Source organism: Acinetobacter sp. DMC2 (assembly GCF_056314305.1).
The window spans coordinates 230,298-247,975 of record NZ_JBQUYP010000006.1; the positions used below are offsets into that span (position 1 = coordinate 230,298).

The window sequence follows — 17,678 nt, forward strand, 5'->3', positions numbered from 1 at the left end:
CACTTCTATATTCTTTTATGAAGGAGTTTTATTAGTTTTAATAAAATCCTCAGATTTAAAATAATTGATAATCATATCTGCATGCTCTTCTTTTACAGGAGCAACAGTCACAGGAAATGCATCTTTCGACATCTTAAAACCTGGTGGTAAAAAGTGTGAAATTGGCGGTAATTTAGGTTTTCCCCCTTCTGTGATTCGCTCGATAAAACCAGCTAACCAAAGAAGATACTCACCTTCATTTACGAACTTCGGCATAACACTCAAATCAATTTGGACCTTGCATTCACTTGACGGTTTCGTTAAGTTTTCTTCAAAGTCTATATAGTTGTATTTGAGTTTAAACTCCGTTCCTTTGATAGCTTTTCGAATCTGACTAATTAAACAGTTAAGGTTCTGAGTAATGTCATCAGTGAATAAGCTATCTTTTTTAATATTTTTATAAACCTTTTCGGCTACAGCTAAATACTTTGGCATTAACCTCTATCTCCGTACTATTGTTATAAAGTGCTGATCTATGAATGTTTTCTAACTTTAATTATGCTTAAAGTAATGTAATAAAAGGTATACTTATCAGAGCGGTTTGTAAGTAATACAAACTTTATGTAAATTGCACCATAAAAACACCTAAAAAATTTATGGTTTTGATAACTCATCCGCAAAATGAATGGTTGAATAGAGATAATTAGAAATATTTACTTTCATATCATTTTTTATCGTTTGGTAAAATTAATATGTTTTCATTTGCTTATCCCGTCGAACTAACCCTAAAAGAGCACGACGCACTCGTATCTCTTCTTCAGAAAAAGGTAATTGTTCGATGAGTTGCTGAATTGAAAGAAAGTTATTTTCGATCAAGAAGCAATCTTGCTCTGTGGTCCAAGTGGAAGTTGTTGATTGAGTTGGTTTTAAATAACGTTTCATATTTCCTAGCAGATCTGTTTACACATACAAAAACCTGCCTTTAGAGCAAGCTTAAGTTAGATTTTGTGATGATCATTATTATAGCAGTCTGTAGACAATATGTTCAGTTGATCGTGTAGCTGTTTAAATAGGCTTCATAAAAAAGCCCACAAACAGTGGGCTTACTCTAGCTTATTTTGCAGCATTTACCCCAACAATAAACTGACTACAATGAGATCCTTCAGATGCGTTGCCTAATTGCTTTTCAGAGAATTTAAATTTGGATGCAACTGACTCATAATTTTGTTTAAGGCTTTGGCCTGTGAGCTCACCAAGTTCTTTCACTTGTTCTGGTTTTAAAATGCCATGTTCAACCGCTTGATTTACCATGACACATGCTGTGGTCATTGCGTCATAACGTGCAGCTGTTTTAGAGTAACTTAGAGCGCCTATTACACCGCCAACAATTAAACCAATAATGATTGCTACAGTTACATGCATTTTATTCATTTTTTAAATACCTAAAAATCTAATTAAAAGAGGAACACTTTAAGATGTTGTGTTCAAGTCCAATTAGGATAGTCGCATTTACAGGTTGTAAAAAGTTAGTTTCTGTCACAGTTATTGATAGGTTAAGTGAAGTGTATTTAATTAAAAAGGAAAATGGGTTGATAATAGAAATGAAAAGATGAAAATAAAAAAACCTCTTCTTGCATCCATAAAAGAGGTCTGTAAGGGCTTCAGTGGATACTTACACTATTACTGATCAGCACCCTTACTCAAGCAAGTACTCACAGTGAAACCCCTAAAAATTTGGTGACAATCTTATACTCTACAGTTGTTTAACCAAAGCAAGAAGTCATTGAGAGTTTGTACTTTTAATAATGCTATTCATAAGGTAAGTCTCCCAATAGGCCTATCATTAGATCATCTTTTAAGATATGAAAAGGTAAAGAAACATACTGGCTCGGATGCCTTGGTTTCGCAGGGCCATCATTGGGGGCATTTTTAGTATGCCCTTTTACAAGTTCACCATTAGATTTTCTATAAGGTAGAATTATTAGTCGTCCATGATTTTTTGATTCAATTTCACCTTCTAACCATAACGTATTACCTCTTTTTCCATTGAGACTTGAATCTGTTTGTTTAACAGTCCAACCAATATTGCCATTCTCCTCATACCAAAAGACATACCCATTACACACTAAAACATATTGTCCTTTTAACTTAGCTTCCGATAATAATCGCTGCACACTTGCGAGTTGCAAAAGTTTATTTGCGCTAGGTAATAGTAAATCTCTTATAGTGGCCTTAGTCTTTCCCCACGGCGCTTCTGGATCTAAATTAAAACCTTCTGCAATAGTAGCTTTATAAGCAAACTCTAAAGCTTTTGCTTTAGCTACAATTGGTTTTGACCATTCGAATTTATCTTTTTTTGATCGTTCAAGAATAAATTTCTTCTTCTTATCAGTGACTACCACTCTTGTAAGATAAGGCATAATCGCAAGTTGTTTATGTAATATTTGTCGAAATTTTTCTGATTTATCCGGTAGTATTAAATCATTGATTTCAGCTCTGTTCATTTTACAAGCTCTTTTCTTGGCTTCTTGCAACATTAATCCTTCTTCATGAATTAATCTCTCTTTTTTCTGCAACTCTTTCGTTACCTTCATTGTAATTGATTGCTGTTGAACTAAGCTAAATGACAAATTAGCAATAGTTTCTAATAATTGTTTATTTCTTTGTCTAGCGACTTTTAAAGCAACCTCTAAACTATCAAATAATTCTGGTGGATGTGATTTACTCCACTTCAAAGACACATCTGGCATTAATTTACATACACGCATCCACCATTTATCACGTATATATAAAGGTTCAGGCCACATCGCAAGTATGGGAGGAAGAGGTGCTGTTACCTCAGGTATCTTTCCCTTATTTACAATAGCATTATAAGCTTCTATAGATATTGAACTCATTTTTAACTCGCCTAAAAAATCTACCAATCAAAAACTTAAGTAAACTAGTTTTTATTATTCTCATTACTCTCATTTCTTGGATTAAGTAATTTACGAATTTTTTCTTCCCAATATTCATCATGGATAACTCTAGCTTTTTCTAAACCATTTCGAATAATTTCTGTTTTAGATAGTTTTGATAACGGTTCCCATTCTTTATAATCAAAAATATAAGTCGCATTATCTGGAAATTCTGATTCAAGGACTGAAATATCTAAATTGGGGAAATTATGGATAATATATCCACTATAACCAGCTACCCCTATTACTGTTTCATCTGGCGAAAAGCTACTAATATAATTTAATCTTTGGAGAATTACAGGTCGAATAGTTTTTTTTAAGTTTCTGAGAAATACTTTTCTCTACAGCTTCTTTAATTTCTTCAACAGTTATTGTTCCAGACTTTAAAATGATCCAATCCACTGCTTTTAAATTATGAGGCAATGTTATTAAGCCATTTCTTGAATTAATATGAACATCAAACTCATTAAACATTTCCAGTGCTAGATTTAATTTATGTAGCAAATGTTCTTCATTAGGTTCACACTTGATAAGAAAGAATAATTCATCATCAATATTTGAGACAGTTACTCGAACATCTGGTGCATCCAAACGTTGACGTTGATAGCGCTCTCTAGCAATTAATTTACTTCCTTCCTTTTCAATTTGATCTGGCCCATGCCATTCTTTCCACGTATAAAAAATTTCCTGATAATAAGTTTCTTTTGGCAAATCCTTACGTATAACAACTTTCCCATCAGCATTTATAGTAGAAAACTTACCTATTTTAGCAGGGAGAAATGTTATTCCCTCTGATAATGGAAGTTGCTTATCAATTATCCCTAGCTTATATAAAGCATAATTTGAAAACTGAGAACATGGAACTCCAATAAAAAAGGTCTGCTCTAAAGCTGAAATCGTTACTGGAATTTTTCTAAAATATTTCCATTTAAAGTGCATAACTTTACCCCATGATTATTAATGCTTAAATAAAATTTAAAAATATATAATATTATTTAAATCTAAATCTTTATTAACTACAAGTTAGGATGGAATTTAAACGACAATCTATGTCGCTATAAAACTATATTCTTTAAAATTTCTATATTAAATTACCCAAACCCCGCCAAAAAACACTCCACCACATTCTCCTGCTCGATTGCCGTATCCGAGCCTAAAAGCTGAATAATTGCGCCTTCAATCAGATATAAAAATAGCTTTGCATCCTGAAAAGTGGCATCAGTTTTGAGTACTCTAAGCTGGCTATAAATTTCATTGATGAGCCAAATTCTGTACCTCACTGCGGTTTGATAGGCTTTGGGATAAGTCAGTTTTATTTCAAAAATGGCTTTAAATAATAAATAGTAAGGCCCCTCTAAATCGGTGTGTAAGAAATAAAGTTTCTTTAATTGATCAATCACGTTCGTGTGGTTTACGTGCTCAGCAATTGAAATTACTTTTTCTTTTAAACGTTCTTTTTGTACGATCAGGCAGATTTCAATAAATCGTTCTTTCGAATGAAAATAGTTATAAAAAGTCGCTTTGGGAATGTTTGACTCTTTCACAATTCGGTCGATTCCAACCATATGAAATCCGTGATGGTGAAATAAATTAATCGACTTATTGATGACTTGTATTGCACGTGTTGGGAGAACTATATTTGACATCTTTTTACCGTTATAAATTCTTGTTTTCAAAATGAGATACTTTTTTGGGAGAAAAAAGGCATAGCAAAGCCCGTAAAGACTGTGCGTGGCACATCTCAAGTTTTATTGTTAGTTAAGTTTTTAGACGAAGTGATTTAAAGCCTGAAAACCTTACGGCGTTCAAACTGCTTTAAAAGTTTAAGTAGTGTCGTTATAGCTTTTGGCAAAGGCTGCCAAGAAATAATGGATGTGCAAAGCCAACTCCTTTTTATTGGGAGTTCTGCCAAAGCATTATAAATTATGGTGGCAGAACGGAAGTGGGTTCGCAGACTGGTCACACAACCAGCACACCCGAGGGTGTCCCACTCCCGTCCTACCGCAACGGGAGGGAACGAGATGGCCGCACAAAATTATTCCTCAGAGAAATAATCCTGATACGGGTGTGATTCGGTCTGCGACAACCGACTGGCAATGTAGGCCAGCAGGCAAAGGATAGTGCCCAACCCTTTTACAGTCAAGCACGCAAAATGCCATTTGTTTTAAATTAGATCATTAAAAAGTAAGGATAAATAATTAAAATTTATTGTTAAATTGGGGTTTATAAAATGGTTATATAAGGCCAAATGGTTATAAATATAAAATTATTGATGGCGAGCTGACACCATGTATTAAAACACCCGAAGTTGGTTGCTGTGATAGAAAGGCAGATCCCTTATATTTGGAGTTCTGCCACCGCCCTATAGGTTAAATAAATCCCAATTAATTAAGCATTTACAACATATTGCTCTAGATTTTTTAATGCAAAATGAATCACTTGAGAAAGCTCTTCTTTGGAATAGCCATCTCTTGCCTGAACAGATAATCCATGCAGAATAAGCGCGTAATATTGCCCTAAAGCTTTAGGGTCTGCATCTGCGACCAATTGACCATCTGATTTTGCCTGAACAAATCGTTCGACCAGACTTTGGCCTCGTGCAATACGCTGTGCTTTCATCCATTCCAAAACAGTTTGGTTTTCTTTGCCTAGCACGCTCGCTGCCGACACCACCATGCACCCATAGGAATGGTTGGTTTGCGTGTAAAGCGCTAGCGCATCTTGAAATAATTGGTTGATTGCATCCTTAATATTTTTTTGCTTTAAAGCGTTTAGTGCGAAATTACCTTCGTTCTTTTCATAGTGATTTACGGCCTCTCTAAACAAGGCCTCTTTTGAGCCAAACGCTTTATAAATTCGAGCTGAGGCAATCCCCAAAACTTCTACTAAATCTGACATGGATGTGCCTTCATAACCATGAAGCCAGAAAAAATCTCTCGCTTTTACGAGGGCTTCTTCTCGATCAAACTCTCTTGGTCTGCCAGCCATAATGACCCTTTATCAAATTTAGTACCTCTTTTTATTATTATTCGAAAAAAATATTTTCACAAATAAATCAATGAGATTTATTCAAAATACTCTCGTTTTGTTTTGATTTTCAAATAAAAAGTTGTTTTTATCCAAAATTAAGCCTATTGTTTGTCGATCGACAACTAATTAGGTTTTGTTATGAAAACCATCAAAGGTCCAAGTATTCATCTTGCTCAATTTAGTGATGATGTTTTCCCTTTTAACCGTCTAGAAGATATTGCTGCTTGGGTAGCAAACCAAGGCTTTGAAGCGGTACAACTTCCTGCTTGGGATAAGCGTTTATTTGATGTCAATTTGGCAGCAGAAAGCCAAGATTATTGCGATGAAATATTAGGTACTTTAAACAATCATGGCTTAAAAATTAGTGAGTTAACGACTCATATTTTTGGGCAATTAATGGCTGTGCACCCTGCTTATGACTCAATGTGCGATAACTTTGCCCCATCTCATTTGCATGGCAATTCAGCAGCTAGAACCGAATGGGCCAAACAACAAATGCTCGCTTCAATTCAAGCCTCTGCCCGCTTAGGCCTTAAAGATATGGGCACATTTTCTGGTTCGCTAGCATGGCCTTACGTGTTTCCGTTTCCACAAAGACCATCAGGGCTTATTGAAACGGCTTTTGATGAATTAGCACGTCGCTGGCTTCCTATTTTAAATGCTTGTGATGAACAAGACATCAACCTTTGCTATGAAATTCACCCCGGTGAAGATTTGCATGACGGCATTACATTTGAAATGTTTTTAGAGCGAACCCACAACCACCCACGTTGCCATATTCTTTTTGATCCGAGCCATTTTGTTTTGCAACAACTGAACTATGTGGAATATCTCGATATCTATAAAGATTTCATTCGCATGTTTCATGTTAAAGATGCCGAATTTAATCCAACGGGCCGCCAAGGAATGTATAGCGGCTATCAAAGCTGGGGAAATCGAGCGGCTCGATTCCGTTCTACGGGTGATGGTCAAGTTGACTTTAAAACGATTTTTTCAAAGTTAGCGCATTACGACTACGAAGGTTGGGCAACATTAGAGTGGGAATGCTGTCTTAAAAATAAGGATGATGGCGCACGTGAAGGTGCCGAGTTTATTAAGCAAAATATTATTCATGTCACCGATAAAGTGTTTGATGACTTTGCGGCTGCCCCTGTGAATCAGACTCAAATTAATCAGTTATTAGGTATTTAAGCTCAATATGAAAACTCACCTATTAAATGAAAAATCGCATAACGAATTCCACCACTCTTATATTCACATCGAGAGCAAAAAACTACATTACGTGACCTTAGGGGAAGGACCAGTTGTATTACTGATTCCGGGCTGGCCGCAAACATGGTACGCGTGGCACAAAGTCATGATTGAATTGGCGCAACAAGGTTATCAAGCCATCGCTGTTGATTTACCCGGAACAGGAAATTCAGCTCCACTGGATGGAAGTTACGATACGGGTCGTATCGCTAAAATTTTATCGATGCTCATGACTAAACTTGAGCATCCAACTTATTCAGTTGTTGGTCACGACATTGGCATGTGGGTTGCCTATGCACTTGCATCTGACTTTCCTGAATCAGTGACTCATCTTGCGGTCACAGAGGCTGTGATTCCCGGTTTAGCCCCCGCACCTCCTATTTTTGTTGACCCGAGTGAAAACATTTTTCTTTGGCATTTCATGTTTAACCAGACCCAAGATTTACCTGAGGCTTTAATCACAGGCCGCGAAGATACTTATTTAAATTATATGTTTGATAAATGGTCATGGCACAGAGATAAAGTTGCGGCTGAAACTTATATTGAAGCCTATAAAGTTCCGGGTCGTTTAACGGCGGGTTTTAATTATTACCGCTCTATTCCAGAGACTATTCGTCAAAATAAAATCAGAGAAACTAAAAGTTTAGACATGCCAGTTTTAGCCATAGGCGCTGAACATGCTACCGATAATGCGCCTTATGAAACCATGAAAAAGGTTTCACCCCATTTAACCAGTGCGATTGTAAAAGACTGCGGTCATTTCATTATGGAAGAACAGTCAGAAATATTCAGCTCACTCATTTTAGACTTTTTGCAGCAGGAAGAACGTTATGCCTCTACTTGCTGAAATTGAAAGTTGGCTTAAGTCCAGACCAACCACAGAGACTGTAAATTCGTTACAAGAACTTAGGGAGCAAGTAAACAAAGACATTATTGATCAGCAAGGCATTCAGCATGATGCAAGCTATCAACAAAGTTTTTATGTTGTTGTTTCAAATGGCACCGAAATTGAGGTTCGCGTTTATGTTCCCTATTCACTCGAAAACACTGAGCAACGTCCTGCTTTGGTTTTTGCGCATGGTGGAGGTTGGTGTTTAGGAAGTTTAGACGCATGGAATCGCTCATGTCGGTTATTAGCAGAATCAACTCAACAGGTTGTATTTTCTGTGGACTATCGATTAGCCCCAGAGTTTAAGTTTCCAACACCTTTAAATGATTTTTTTACGGCATTTCGCTATATCCATGAGCACGCTTCACTATTTGGAATTGATCAAAACCGTGTGGCTGTAGGTGGAGATAGTGCGGGCGCAAATATAGCTGCTGCCACATGTCTAATGGCAAAACACCATTCAGAAATTAAGGTGAGTCATCAACTTCTTTTCTACCCAGCTTTAGATGCCACGATGAGTAGTAATTCTTATCGCCAATACGCTGAAGGTTATGGTTTGGACTCATCCACCATGGATTATTGCTGGGATCAATATGTGCAGGATGAAAATGAAAAACAGAATGAATTTGTAAGTCCGTTACTCGCTCAGTCTTTGGATGGACTGCCAAATGCAACCATTTTTGTTTGTGAATATGATCCTGTTCGGGATGATGGCGAAAGATATGCTCAAAAACTGTGGGATGCAGGTATTCAAGTAAACTTTCATTTGTTAGAAGGAATGATTCACGGCGCGATTCACATGCTGGCAATTAGCCCCGAAAAGGTAAAATCGATCTATCGTAAAATTCACATGTAGATAGATTCGTTTTTATTATTGAAACATATTAATTAGTTAGGCCACTCTTTAAAATTTTTTAATTACTCTTTTGGAGTGGCCTAGCTTACTTTTAAGTATGGATGTTGGTTACTATGAATTCTTATTGAAATTGCTCTTTTGCCTATTTTTTGAAATAGGCAATCTGTTTTAAGAAGTCATTTAACGGCATCGGACATCCCCATAAATAGCCTTGAAACTCAGTGCATCCATTATTTTTAAAAGCACTAAATTGTTCAGTCGTTTCGATACCTTCTACTAACACTCGAAGGTTCAAATCTAGTCCAATTTTAATAATGCCAGTTACGAGTTTATTACTACGTTTATCATCCAAAGCTGCCTGCACAAAGCTACGATCAATTTTGATTTGGCTGATGGGCATTTTTTGTAAATAGCTTAAAGATGAATAACCTGTACCAAAATCATCAAGGGAAAGCTGAATTCCATTTTTTGACAGGAAATGCATTTTTTCGATCAAGCTTACACAATTATTTAAAGCAATATTTTCAGTGATTTCTAAAATGAGCCGCGATGGATTTATCTGATATTTTTGAACCATTCCAATCACAGTTTGCTCAAAGGTAGCTTGCATAAAATGATCAGCACTAATGTTGATGGAAAGCGTAAGATCTTTGGTCTCGGCTTTTTTGCTCCACTCTTGTAAAACTTTGCAGCCTTGAGCTAACACCCACTCCCCAATCTCTGGCATTAATCCAAAAGTTTCGGCTGCTGGAATGAAATCTTTTGTAGGCACATAACCTAAAGTAGGATGTTGCCATCTTAATAAAGCTTCTGCGCCAATCAAAGTTTCAGATGAATTAATTTGTGGCTGATAAAAAAGCTCAAATTGTTGTTTAGCAAGAGCTAAGCGTAAGTCTTTCACCATGCTGTTTTCTATTTGTATTTCTAATTGCATGGTATAAATTGAAATACAAATCATTAATGTAGCAACACAAGTTGCAATCCATCCGCCATGACCGCGAATATCTTCAGATAGCGGTATAGCACTCTCAAGATTAAAAGAGGTTCCACTAAAAAATATAAAACACCCAATCGACAATAAAATTAAAATGAATTGTAAATAGCTTGGGTCTCTGCGGTAATTCAAATACCCCAATATCGCTCCAGCAGGTAAAAATAAATGAGCCACCTGCGGACGATTAACGGTAGCTATATCAAAAAATAAGCAAAATACGACTGGAAAAACCAGCAGTACGACTTGTGAAAGAAGAATACCCGCTGAAATTCGATTTATATAAATAAGAAAAAGGCTAAATATGGAGATCAATGTAAAAAAGATATCCATGTAAACAATCAACCACATTTGTGCAAATGCAAAATATATGGTCCAGAATAAGCAAAAAATGATGCAAATAAAGATATTTGCTTTGGCTGCAATTGTAAGCTGCTGGTCCTTTACGCTACGGTAATTTTTCTTGTGTTTTTTAAAATAAGACGAAGCGAACATAAATAAATCAACCGTAAAATATTTCTTCATAGACCCCCATCTGGATCATTGATACCCCACTTCAAGATTCACCAATAAAACAAAATGTTTTATTCCTTGTTATTTATACGACTCATCTTGAGACTGTTGTTGTTTTATCGTGGTGGTATAGTTTGGTTGTTTAATTGAACGATGTTGCTTATCAAACTCCGTATAATTTTAAAGGATCATCCCCTAACGATACATGTGTCTGCTAGGCTGTACAAGGCTGGAATACCAACAACGATTAACTTATTTTTAGTGAGAAATACCATTCGGTGTATATTATGCGACTCGGCCTCTGGTTTATTTAACTCTCCTATGAAGAATGCGTTTTCTGACAGTAATCAAATTAGACAAGTGTCTAGTTTCCCTGAACTTGTAAATACAAAGTTCCAAGGAGAGACAAATGCGATTTACTGGCACAGAAATTTGGTTGGCGACTTTAAAGAAATTGTGAATAAGCTTCAGTTAAAAGAAAATATTACAGAAGTTTCTGTTGAAGACCTTTTAGCGCTACAACTTTCAGAAAAAGGCAATCTGGCAAGAAAAACTATTTTAGAAGATATCGAGCAGTTAACTGATTTCGGCGCATCGCCAGTACTTAACTTACTTAAACATTATGAACGCGATGAAGAGCTAGGCTTCATTTCAACAGATGTATATTCATTTCATGTTGATCGCTCTCCAATTGAAACCGATACATTCTTATGTACCTATCACGGCGCTGCCAGTGATATTGTTCACAATGATCAGGTTGAACAAAAAGTTCTAATTCCCGAAATTAGAGAAAAGCTCAAAGAATTGCATGACGGCCCAGAAACTGAATTTGAAGCTTTCTTGGCAGAGTATTTTTTTGATTTGCATTATCAGCCTAAACCCAATGCTCAGCCTGTAAATTTAGGCATGGGCCATATTTGGCGTTTGGCTGTAGATCATCCCACTCAAAAGGTTTTGCCTTGTGTTCATCGAGCGCCTGTTGAAAAAGATGGTGAATATCGATTGCTGTTGATTTGTTAAATGTTTACTCCATATACTTTAATTGAATTTGGCCTCTATAAAATTTAAGTGTTAGTTTTTTTCTTTCCTTAAAAATTTTGATTTAGCTCATTTTTAGTCAATACAATTATTTAAAACAGGCTTTAGCCCTTTGAAATGAAATTTTTAATTCACACAAGAAGTCAAAAATAAATTTTATTTCTTTTCACGCTCAACGAATCAGTTTATTTTCAAAAGTTATTAATCATAAATTATCTATGAATATTACATCAATACTATCAATTATAGTAATATCATCAGTGATTAAATACGCACAGTAAGTACTTTATTTTAAAATATTTTCTAAATTTGGAATCCACAACAAATGAGTAAATTTAATTTAAGATTAGGGGTTACCTTAATAGCGCTCGTGCTTCTACAAGCATGTGCAACGGCACCACAACCGAAAATAACGAATAAAGAAGCAAAAGGAGTCCTGGAGTCTAGAAAACCAGATGAAAAACTAAATCCAATTGTACTCAGTATTAGTTTTAATAGCGGAATAATTTATCCCTCTTTAAAAATAGAAAGCCTTACAGAAAAAACGGCAATACAAAAAAATAATAAAATTTATGAAATTAAAATAATAAATTCAGATGTCTCTCGCTCTACATTTATTTATAGTGGACAACTACCAGCTGGTGAATATCGGATTGTTGAACTGAGCAACTATCAACCATCCATAAACCCTTATCTTTCAGGTAAATTCCAATTTATTAATTTAAATGATAAAGATAAACCTCACCCGATGGGTACTTTTAAAGTACTAGAAAACACCACAACTGATTTAGGACGTATTAATTTAACCCATGCTAATGATGCCTACTTAATAGCAAGATCTGAAAAACATTCTTCTAATAAGGATTTAATTAATAAATTAAAGAATAATTATCTAGAAGCAATTTATAAAGATAAAATTTTGAATGGATGGACGCAACCAGTTACAACTTTAGAAAAAAATATAGGCGATGAAAGCAAGATGCTTCCTTTTGGTATGCAGTGTTTTAAAGAGCTAAAAGATAATACTCTTATAGCATCAAGCAAGATTGGCTCAGTTTTTTTCTTCCCTCCACAAGACACTAATAAAAAAACTAAAATTTTTCAAAGTAATGATAACTTAGCTTTTGATTGTATAACTGTCAAAGAAAATTATAACTTTGATTTTCTAGCTTATGGTGAAATGAATACTCTGTATAAACATTTAAAAGGAAGTGATATTCTTACCCCAATTGATAGTGGTAATTTACCAATCGGCGTAATTTCCTCTATCGTTGGTGATGATCAAAACGGATGGTTTCTATCTCATATAGTAGGTCATAAAGCTACAGTTTATAAGAGTAATCGATTAGAAAATGGTGATTGGCAACCAATTGTACAAAAAGAAATTCTTGATAATTTTTGGGGATTACGTGGGTTTTGGTTGTGGGAGGATGAACAAGGATTTAGCTATGCAGATATGTATGGAAAAATTAACCATTATGATTATATAACAAAAAAATGGACTGAAAATAAAGTACCCAACAATGATAATATATCTCAACTAGTAGTTAATCCAGATAAATCAATTAGCGTAATCACATCAAAGCGTGGTTTTGCGGGTATATTCTCAAATCTATTTAACTCTAAGGATCATGGTATTACATGGCAAAAAGTTAACAGTCCCTTTAAGGTAAACGTTTTCCCTGCCCAAGTTTCAAAACAGGGAGATTTATATATATCAGGTGCACAATTTAATTGGGATAAATTAGCAATTTCAGAAGATGCAGGTAAGACTTGGCAAATGCATGAAATAATAGCTCCTAGTTCTATCATTACTTTAAATTCAGGAGCACTTCTTAACATCCTTTATTCTGGTCAATATGCATTGGTTAAAATATCAAATGATAAAGGTCAAAGTTGGAAGACTCTTTATAGTACTCATAACAGAAATATAAAAGACTTATCAAAATAATAATATGTTTAATCTATAAACATAACTATTACATTTTTAGTAAAAAAATTAATACTGTTTAAAGAAGTCTTTAAACAGTATTTTTTAATTTCCCTAGCTATTTACTAGCGTAAAATCTCAGATCATTCTGCTCTATTAGAAATACTGGTTTAAAACTTCTTATCTGTCACCGAAAAGAGCAATCCCTAGACCTATCAGCATGACCAGTGTTCCACATAGTTTAAACATGGAAACTGGTCGTTCGGCCGCCCCTAGTAATCCAAAATCATCAATCAACAATGACGAGATAATTTGTCCAGCAATTGCCAGCCCCAGCAAAGCCGATAACCCGATTCTAGGTGCAAGGACGACGTAGCTCAGTAATGCGCAAGAACCTAGAACTCCGCCCATAAGACTCCACCATGGTTGATTAGGAATAGCGATCAGTGAAGAAGCTATTCCGCCTCGAACCAGAGAATAAAACCCAAGGCATACCGCACCAGCAGTAAATGAAAATAATGCCGCAGCGACAGAATCCCCACCTATACCTTTAGCCAGTTGACCATTCAATGTGGTTTGTAGAGTGATCCCCAGCCCAGCACCAAAAGCCATGAGGTAATAGATAACATTTATAGACATATTGTTTGCTCCCTCTTATACAACTTACTCAAGAGGTAGAAACGTCTCGGCAAAAATATCTGGAACATAACTAGCAGCAGCAAAAAGATGCTGGCGAGATTCATCAATCGCTGCACGAAGTCGCTCGCTGTCTACACCCAAAACTTTACCGTCACGTTTAACGATTCGTCCGCCAATCATCACCGTATCGATATTACTGCGTTCAGTTGCATGAACCACGGTGCCAAAAGCATTATTTGATGGATAAAGATTAATGTCATCTGTTCGAATTAATATCAGGTCAGCTTGTTTACTGGGTGTCAGGCTGCCGATTTTTTCTTGGAGACCTGCACAAGCAGCACCATCAGCCGTCGCAGCTTTTAGAAGGTTTTGTGTCTGAAAGGTCACTGGCGAATGTGCTGAACCACAACATTTGTTTTGGTGCATACCCATTACACGTTGTAAGTAAAATGCTACGCGCATTTCCATGAACATATCGCCACTGTAAGATGTTTCATTATCTACACTCAAACCAGGTCTAATGCCGTGACGTAAAGCAGACTGCATGGCAAACATACCCTCCTCAATGCCATAGTGAGCATCTGATCGTGGGCATACATTTACTCGCACATCCGCCTCACGCAAAATTTCCCATCCAGCATCTGGCAGCGAGGTACAGTGGTTAAAGATATTATCTGGTCCTAGCAATCCTTGTTGATGTAATCCTTCTAGTGCAGCAGCCATTTCACCACCAAAAAATTCGGTAATGATTGGCAAACCTAGCCTGCGTGCTTCGGCCCAAAGTTCAGGTTCTAACTGAGCCATCGCGGCTAGGGATACCAGACTGTTTTCACTGTTTTTGAAATATTTTTCTTGAAGACGTGCGAGGTTATTAGGCCAGTTCGCTCTGTCCCAATCTCCTGATACTGGTGCACCTGAAGCGTGTACAGCACGAATACCCGCATCAAGTAAGGCCTCAACTGCCGCATCAGAGTGGGCAGCACTGCGGCTATTGTGCGAGTTATCAATCACTGTTGTGATCCCCGCATCTATACAACCTAGTGCTGTCAGCAAATTACCAATATACATATCTGCTGGACGATAGTACTTGGCGAAAGAATAGTGTGTCGCATTGCAATAGTCTTCTAGCGTTTCCGCATTGGGATTAATCCGTCGTAGTTGCCCTTCCCATGAATGTCGATGTGTATCAACCATACCCGGCATCGCGATCATATTGGATGCATCAATAATAGCTGCACCTTCGGCTTCTAAATTTTCACCCACGGCAGTAATTATGCCGTTCTCGATAAGAATATCTCCGCGAACCATGTTCCCAATCACGCTATCCATGCTTAGGATCGTCGCCCCGCGAATCAGCGTTCTATTTGGTGAAGACCCAGTCAGCTGCACTATATTTCTGTTGTAATCAGTCATCATTATTCCAACTTCTCAAATATATGCTGAAAATCTATCTGAAGCGATAAGGCTGAAAAAGCTGGTTAAACTGTTTTTATTATTCAGTGAAAACGAATAATCTAAGAATATGCGGATAGTATTGGGATAAAGCTATGAGATTGGATCGTATTCATGCAATGCAGATTTTTGTTCGGGTGGCAGAAGCTGAAAGCTTTATCCATGCGGCAGAAGCACTTTCCCTACCTGCCTCGACAGTGACCAGCACAGTTAAAAATCTTGAAAAATATTTACAAGTACGTCTGTTAAACAGAACAACAAGACGGGTGAGCCTAACACCAGAGGGTACAGAATATCTGACCCAGTGCCGAGAAATACTCGACCTGATTGAACATACCGAATCCAAACTGACTAACGCCATCAAACAGCCACAAGGTCGATTACGAGTTGATATTCCTGCGGGCATAGCTCATTCGGTGATTATGCCAAATCTACAAGAATTTCAACGGCGTTATCCCGATATCTACCTCATGATAGGTGTCAGCGATAGACAAGTAGACCTTATTAAGGAAGGTGTGGACTGTGTGATTCGCATGGGAAATTTGGAGAACTCCACGCTGGTTGCCCACCCTCTTGGTGAGTTCCGCTGGGTAACATGCGCTTCGGCACTATATTTAAAAGAGAAAGGAACTCCACAAACTCCCGATGATTTAGCACATCACCGAGCTATTCATTATTTTTCAGGGAACAACAGACATGCGGGTGAAATGCGCTTTGTACGAAACGAAGTGAAAAAAACTGTACAAATGCAAGGTACGGTTGCTGTTAATGAAACTGAACTTTATATAAAAATGTGCCTTGAGGGATACGGACTCGCTCAACTTGCTGAAAGAATTGTGATAGAACACTTAAAAGAAAGGAGGCTCATCGCAGTATTACAAGAGTGGTGCCCACCACCTGTTGCTGTGACTTTACTTTATCCGCATCAGCGGTTTCTTTCACCCGCAGTGCGCGTATTTGCAGACTGGATGGCAGAGCTAATAAGTGATCAACAATCTGGCTCAATTTAAAGGGTTATTTTTAAGGCTTCATAATTAAAAGTATTTCTTTACAGTAAGTTACTACTAATTATATATATTACTTCCAACTGAAAGGACCTATATGAAACAGCCTTATTTAGAAAACATTCACTTTTTAGAAAGAAATAACTCTATATATGATCTGACTCGCCATAATAAATAAACAAAGTATTCCCACACTATATGAAATTGTGCGCCATGGCTGCATAGAAGTTAGATATGTCAAAGTATGAGTGACTCTAGAAAATGTAAAAATAAAAAATAACCACTTTGTGATGGTGAAATCGGTATTTAAAAAAATGCATAAAGCACCCAATACCCAGAAAATTGGAATATTTTCTAAATCATTCAGCCAAGCCTGTTGGGCTCTAGCCACTTGTGGTAGCTCAGCAGAATATGCTGGTACCTTTAAAAATCCAGCATCTTCTATATTCTTAAAAGCCTTATTTTTAATTCTGTAATATCCTTGATATGCAGATATTCCAAACATTTTTACAAATAGTAAAACCGTACATAATGCGTAAAAATCTACAAGACTATTCATTTATTTCTCTTAGGGAAAAATCATAATTTATATATCTATATAATATTTATCACATTATTAATTAAATAAATACTCCTTGAGTAATCTATCCACTTTTAATAGATGACATTCACACGGACCCAATCTTCATACTTGGTTGCCTGAACATTGGTACTCGATGTAATTATCCCATGAATCGGAATATTTTCTTTCATCCCTGTGGCAATTCTTGAATGTAGTTTATCTGCGGCCCCTCCCCAAATTTGAGTATGACCAGCATCTTGATACAGTACATATGCAACAGATGCTGTGCTTGCAGCAGATTTAAGTTCAAAGTTATTGTCTGAAGTTACCGCCACTTGATACGGCGTATTTTGGGTGCATTGAACAGATATATTGGTTGCTGCCCCAGCAACTGGCTGAGAACGAACCACTGAACCAAAATCCAAGTTTCCTTGTGTTGAAACATCACATGTTTCAATAATTGTTAAACTGACCCTTAATGATGTAGATGTATTTCCAGCATCTGCACTAGTTATTATCAGCATTCCCATAAGAGAAAATAATATGGATTTAAGGACTTTCATTTCTTCTCCTTAACTTTTTGTTCT

General features: G+C 36.5%; 18 protein-coding genes. 6 read left to right on the forward strand and 12 right to left on the reverse strand.

The window, feature by feature from the left end:
• Window positions 1–15: 15 nt before the first annotated feature.
• From ACT53H_RS14460 to ACT53H_RS14490, 7 genes are all read right to left on the reverse strand, one after another.
• Entirely contained in the window at window positions 16–474 is a 459-nt protein-coding gene (locus ACT53H_RS14460; protein WP_004793283.1) for a hypothetical protein, read from the reverse strand.
• Window positions 475–726: 252 nt separating this feature from the next.
• The gene (locus ACT53H_RS14465; RefSeq protein WP_476009489.1) at window positions 727–921 is read right to left on the reverse strand and encodes a hypothetical protein; all 195 of its coding nucleotides are present in this window, start codon (window positions 919–921) and stop codon (window positions 727–729) included.
• A gap of 171 nt (window positions 922–1,092) precedes the next feature.
• Window positions 1,093–1,410 (reverse strand): hypothetical protein, encoded by a 318-nt coding sequence (locus ACT53H_RS14470; RefSeq protein WP_476009490.1) that lies wholly within the window; start codon window positions 1,408–1,410, stop codon window positions 1,093–1,095.
• Window positions 1,411–1,787: 377 nt separating this feature from the next.
• Entirely contained in the window at window positions 1,788–2,876 is a 1,089-nt protein-coding gene (locus tag ACT53H_RS14475; protein WP_476009491.1) for a hypothetical protein, read from the reverse strand.
• A gap of 330 nt (window positions 2,877–3,206) precedes the next feature.
• Window positions 3,207–3,875: a hypothetical protein gene (locus ACT53H_RS14480; protein WP_476009492.1), complete on the reverse strand. Its 669-nt coding sequence runs from the start codon at window positions 3,873–3,875 to the stop codon at window positions 3,207–3,209.
• 152 nt (window positions 3,876–4,027) lie between these two features.
• Complete coding sequence (locus ACT53H_RS14485; RefSeq protein WP_476009493.1) at window positions 4,028–4,582, reverse strand: TetR/AcrR family transcriptional regulator; 555 nt, start codon at window positions 4,580–4,582, stop codon at window positions 4,028–4,030.
• Window positions 4,583–5,324: 742 nt separating this feature from the next.
• Entirely contained in the window at window positions 5,325–5,924 is a 600-nt protein-coding gene (locus tag ACT53H_RS14490) for a TetR/AcrR family transcriptional regulator (RefSeq protein WP_476009494.1), read from the reverse strand.
• 180 nt (window positions 5,925–6,104) lie between these two features.
• Between ACT53H_RS14490 and ACT53H_RS14495 the strand changes: the two genes are divergently transcribed.
• From ACT53H_RS14495 to ACT53H_RS14505, 3 genes are read left to right on the forward strand one after another with little or no spacing between them, the layout of a single operon-like run.
• On the forward strand, window positions 6,105–7,157 hold the full coding sequence (locus tag ACT53H_RS14495; RefSeq protein ID WP_476009495.1) for a sugar phosphate isomerase/epimerase family protein: 1,053 nt from the start codon (window positions 6,105–6,107) through the stop codon (window positions 7,155–7,157).
• Window positions 7,158–7,164: 7 nt separating this feature from the next.
• Complete coding sequence (locus tag ACT53H_RS14500; RefSeq protein WP_476009496.1) at window positions 7,165–8,064, forward strand: alpha/beta fold hydrolase; 900 nt, start codon at window positions 7,165–7,167, stop codon at window positions 8,062–8,064.
• On the forward strand, window positions 8,048–8,962 hold the full coding sequence (locus ACT53H_RS14505) for an alpha/beta hydrolase (RefSeq protein ID WP_476009497.1): 915 nt from the start codon (window positions 8,048–8,050) through the stop codon (window positions 8,960–8,962). The genes ACT53H_RS14500 and ACT53H_RS14505 overlap by 17 nt, the downstream gene beginning before the upstream one ends.
• A gap of 142 nt (window positions 8,963–9,104) precedes the next feature.
• Here ACT53H_RS14505 and ACT53H_RS14510 read toward each other — a convergent pair whose 3' ends face one another.
• Window positions 9,105–10,478 (reverse strand): putative bifunctional diguanylate cyclase/phosphodiesterase, encoded by a 1,374-nt coding sequence (locus tag ACT53H_RS14510; protein WP_476009498.1) that lies wholly within the window; start codon window positions 10,476–10,478, stop codon window positions 9,105–9,107.
• A 309-nt stretch (window positions 10,479–10,787) separates the two neighbouring features.
• Here ACT53H_RS14510 and ACT53H_RS14515 point away from each other — a divergent pair, with 309 nt between their 5' ends.
• Window positions 10,788–11,486, forward strand: a complete 699-nt coding sequence (locus ACT53H_RS14515; protein WP_476009499.1) for a DUF1826 domain-containing protein — start codon at window positions 10,788–10,790, stop codon at window positions 11,484–11,486.
• A gap of 343 nt (window positions 11,487–11,829) precedes the next feature.
• Window positions 11,830–13,455, forward strand: coding sequence for a WD40/YVTN/BNR-like repeat-containing protein (locus ACT53H_RS14520; RefSeq protein ID WP_476009500.1), 1,626 nt, complete (start codon window positions 11,830–11,832; stop codon window positions 13,453–13,455).
• A 159-nt stretch (window positions 13,456–13,614) separates the two neighbouring features.
• On the opposite strand, the gene ACT53H_RS14525 is transcribed toward ACT53H_RS14520, so the two are convergent.
• Together ACT53H_RS14525 and ACT53H_RS14530 are read right to left on the reverse strand one after the other, a co-directional pair.
• Complete coding sequence (locus ACT53H_RS14525; RefSeq protein ID WP_476009501.1) at window positions 13,615–14,073, reverse strand: DMT family transporter; 459 nt, start codon at window positions 14,071–14,073, stop codon at window positions 13,615–13,617.
• 24 nt (window positions 14,074–14,097) lie between these two features.
• Complete coding sequence (locus ACT53H_RS14530; protein ID WP_476009502.1) at window positions 14,098–15,486, reverse strand: amidohydrolase family protein; 1,389 nt, start codon at window positions 15,484–15,486, stop codon at window positions 14,098–14,100.
• A gap of 134 nt (window positions 15,487–15,620) precedes the next feature.
• Here ACT53H_RS14530 and ACT53H_RS14535 point away from each other — a divergent pair, with 134 nt between their 5' ends.
• Entirely contained in the window at window positions 15,621–16,535 is a 915-nt protein-coding gene (locus ACT53H_RS14535; protein ID WP_476009503.1) for a LysR family transcriptional regulator, read from the forward strand.
• A gap of 124 nt (window positions 16,536–16,659) precedes the next feature.
• Here the strand turns inward: ACT53H_RS14535 and ACT53H_RS14540 are convergent, their stop codons facing one another.
• Together ACT53H_RS14540 and ACT53H_RS14545 are read right to left on the reverse strand one after the other, a co-directional pair.
• The gene (locus ACT53H_RS14540; RefSeq protein ID WP_476009504.1) at window positions 16,660–17,088 is read right to left on the reverse strand and encodes an MAPEG family protein; all 429 of its coding nucleotides are present in this window, start codon (window positions 17,086–17,088) and stop codon (window positions 16,660–16,662) included.
• Between the two features lie 95 nt (window positions 17,089–17,183).
• Window positions 17,184–17,654 (reverse strand): Csu type fimbrial protein, encoded by a 471-nt coding sequence (locus tag ACT53H_RS14545; protein ID WP_476009505.1) that lies wholly within the window; start codon window positions 17,652–17,654, stop codon window positions 17,184–17,186.
• Window positions 17,655–17,678: the final 24 nt, after the last annotated feature.

Bases quoted from the DNA above. Each gene is read 5' to 3' on its own strand.
- ACT53H_RS14505 (WP_476009497.1), top strand. From the start codon at position 8,048: ATGCCTCTACTTGCTGAAATTGAAAGTTGGCTTAAGTCCAGACCAACC.
- ACT53H_RS14460 (WP_004793283.1), bottom strand. From the start codon at position 474: ATGCCAAAGTATTTAGCTGTAGCCGAAAAGGTTTATAAAAATATTAAA.
- ACT53H_RS14500 (WP_476009496.1), top strand. From the start codon at position 7,165: ATGAAAACTCACCTATTAAATGAAAAATCGCATAACGAATTCCACCAC.
- ACT53H_RS14520 (WP_476009500.1), top strand. From the start codon at position 11,830: ATGAGTAAATTTAATTTAAGATTAGGGGTTACCTTAATAGCGCTCGTG.
- ACT53H_RS14490 (WP_476009494.1), bottom strand. From the start codon at position 5,924: ATGGCTGGCAGACCAAGAGAGTTTGATCGAGAAGAAGCCCTCGTAAAA.
- ACT53H_RS14515 (WP_476009499.1), top strand. From the start codon at position 10,788: ATGAAGAATGCGTTTTCTGACAGTAATCAAATTAGACAAGTGTCTAGT.
- ACT53H_RS14485 (WP_476009493.1), bottom strand. From the start codon at position 4,582: ATGTCAAATATAGTTCTCCCAACACGTGCAATACAAGTCATCAATAAG.
- ACT53H_RS14475 (WP_476009491.1), bottom strand. From the start codon at position 2,876: ATGAGTTCAATATCTATAGAAGCTTATAATGCTATTGTAAATAAGGGA.
- ACT53H_RS14530 (WP_476009502.1), bottom strand. From the start codon at position 15,486: ATGACTGATTACAACAGAAATATAGTGCAGCTGACTGGGTCTTCACCA.
- ACT53H_RS14545 (WP_476009505.1), bottom strand. From the start codon at position 17,654: ATGAAAGTCCTTAAATCCATATTATTTTCTCTTATGGGAATGCTGATA.
- ACT53H_RS14465 (WP_476009489.1), bottom strand. From the start codon at position 921: ATGAAACGTTATTTAAAACCAACTCAATCAACAACTTCCACTTGGACC.
- ACT53H_RS14480 (WP_476009492.1), bottom strand. From the start codon at position 3,875: ATGCACTTTAAATGGAAATATTTTAGAAAAATTCCAGTAACGATTTCA.
- ACT53H_RS14525 (WP_476009501.1), bottom strand. From the start codon at position 14,073: ATGTCTATAAATGTTATCTATTACCTCATGGCTTTTGGTGCTGGGCTG.
- ACT53H_RS14495 (WP_476009495.1), top strand. From the start codon at position 6,105: ATGAAAACCATCAAAGGTCCAAGTATTCATCTTGCTCAATTTAGTGAT.
- ACT53H_RS14510 (WP_476009498.1), bottom strand. From the start codon at position 10,478: ATGAAGAAATATTTTACGGTTGATTTATTTATGTTCGCTTCGTCTTAT.
- ACT53H_RS14470 (WP_476009490.1), bottom strand. From the start codon at position 1,410: ATGAATAAAATGCATGTAACTGTAGCAATCATTATTGGTTTAATTGTT.
- ACT53H_RS14535 (WP_476009503.1), top strand. From the start codon at position 15,621: ATGAGATTGGATCGTATTCATGCAATGCAGATTTTTGTTCGGGTGGCA.
- ACT53H_RS14540 (WP_476009504.1), bottom strand. From the start codon at position 17,088: ATGAATAGTCTTGTAGATTTTTACGCATTATGTACGGTTTTACTATTT.